Origin of the sequence: Streptomyces sp. NPDC102490 (assembly GCF_044765285.1) — a bacterium.
Classification (GTDB): Bacteria; Actinomycetota; Actinomycetes; order Streptomycetales; family Streptomycetaceae; genus Streptomyces.
In genome coordinates, this window is record NZ_JBIWJU010000026.1 from 1 (window position 1) to 1,763 (window position 1,763).

A 1,763-nucleotide genomic window follows, 5' to 3' on the forward strand; every position below is an offset into this window, starting at 1 on the left:
CGGCCTACACCCTTACCCCGGGACAACCACCGCCCGGGATGGACTACCTTCCTGCGTCACCCCATCACTCACCTACTACAGGTCTGGTCCGTCGGCTCCACCACTCCCCCTCACTCCGAAGAGATCAGGGGCGGCTTCACGGACTTAGCATCGCCTGGTTCGATGTTTGACGCTTCACAGCGGGTACCGGAATATCAACCGGTTATCCATCGACTACGCCTGTCGGCCTCGCCTTAGGTCCCGACTTACCCTGGGCAGATCAGCTTGACCCAGGAACCCTTAGTCAATCGGCGCAAACGTTTCTCACGTTTGTATCGCTACTCATGCCTGCATTCTCACTCGTGAACCGTCCACAACTCGCTTCCGCGGCTGCTTCACCCGGCACACGACGCTCCCCTACCCATCACAGCCGGCGTTGGCCGTATTGCTGCAATGACACGACTTCGGCGGTACGCTTGAGCCCCGCTACATTGTCGGCGCGGAATCACTAGACCAGTGAGCTATTACGCACTCTTTCAAGGGTGGCTGCTTCTAAGCCAACCTCCTGGTTGTCTGTGCGACTCCACATCCTTTCCCACTTAGCGTACGCTTAGGGGCCTTAGTCGATGCTCTGGGCTGTTTCCCTCTCGACCATGGAGCTTATCCCCCACAGTCTCACTGCCGCGCTCTCACTTACCGGCATTCGGAGTTTGGCTAAGGTCAGTAACCCGGTAGGGCCCATCGCCTATCCAGTGCTCTACCTCCGGCAAGAAACACACGACGCTGCACCTAAATGCATTTCGGGGAGAACCAGCTATCACGGAGTTTGATTGGCCTTTCACCCCTAACCACAGGTCATCCCCCAGGTTTTCAACCCTGGTGGGTTCGGTCCTCCACGACCTCTTACAGCCGCTTCAACCTGCCCATGGCTAGATCACTCCGCTTCGGGTCTTGAGCGTGCTACTAAAACGCCCTATTCGGACTCGCTTTCGCTACGGCTTCCCCACCCGGGTTAACCTCGCAACACACCGCAAACTCGCAGGCTCATTCTTCAAAAGGCACGCAGTCACGAGACACCAAGCAAGCTTGATGTCCGACGCTCCCACGGCTTGTAGGCACACGGTTTCAGGTACTATTTCACTCCGCTCCCGCGGTACTTTTCACCATTCCCTCACGGTACTATCCGCTATCGGTCACCAGGGAATATTTAGGCTTAGCGGGTGGTCCCGCCAGATTCACACGGGATTTCTCGGGCCCCGTGCTACTTGGGTGTCTCTCAAACGAGCCGCTGATGTTTCGACTACGGGGGTCTTACCCTCTACGCCGGACCTTTCGCATGTCCTTCGCCTACATCAACGGTTTCTGACTCGTCCTGTTGCCGGCAGACAACAGAAGAGAGATCCCACAACCCCGCACACGCAACCCCTGCCGGGTCTCACACGTATACGGTTTGGCCTCATCCGGTTTCGCTCGCCACTACTCCCGGAATCACGGTTGTTTTCTCTTCCTGCGGGTACTGAGATGTTTCACTTCCCCGCGTTCCCTCCACACTGCCTATGTGTTCAGCAGCGGGTGACAGCCCATGACGACTGCCGGGTTTCCCCATTCGGAAACCCCCGGATCAAAGCCTGGTTGACGACTCCCCGGGGACTATCGTGGCCTCCCACGTCCTTCATCGGTTCCTGGTGCCAAGGCATCCACCGTGCGCCCTTAAAAACTTGGCCACAGATGCTCGCGTCCACTGTGCAGTTCTCAAACAACGACCAACCACCCATCACCCCGGG

General features: G+C 57.7%; 1 rRNA gene. It reads right to left on the reverse strand.

Going from position 1 to position 1,763, the window contains the following annotated elements:
* Positions 1-1,703, reverse strand: a 23S ribosomal RNA gene (locus ACIRGB_RS35635); the annotation flags it as partial.
* Positions 1,704-1,763: the final 60 nt, after the last annotated feature.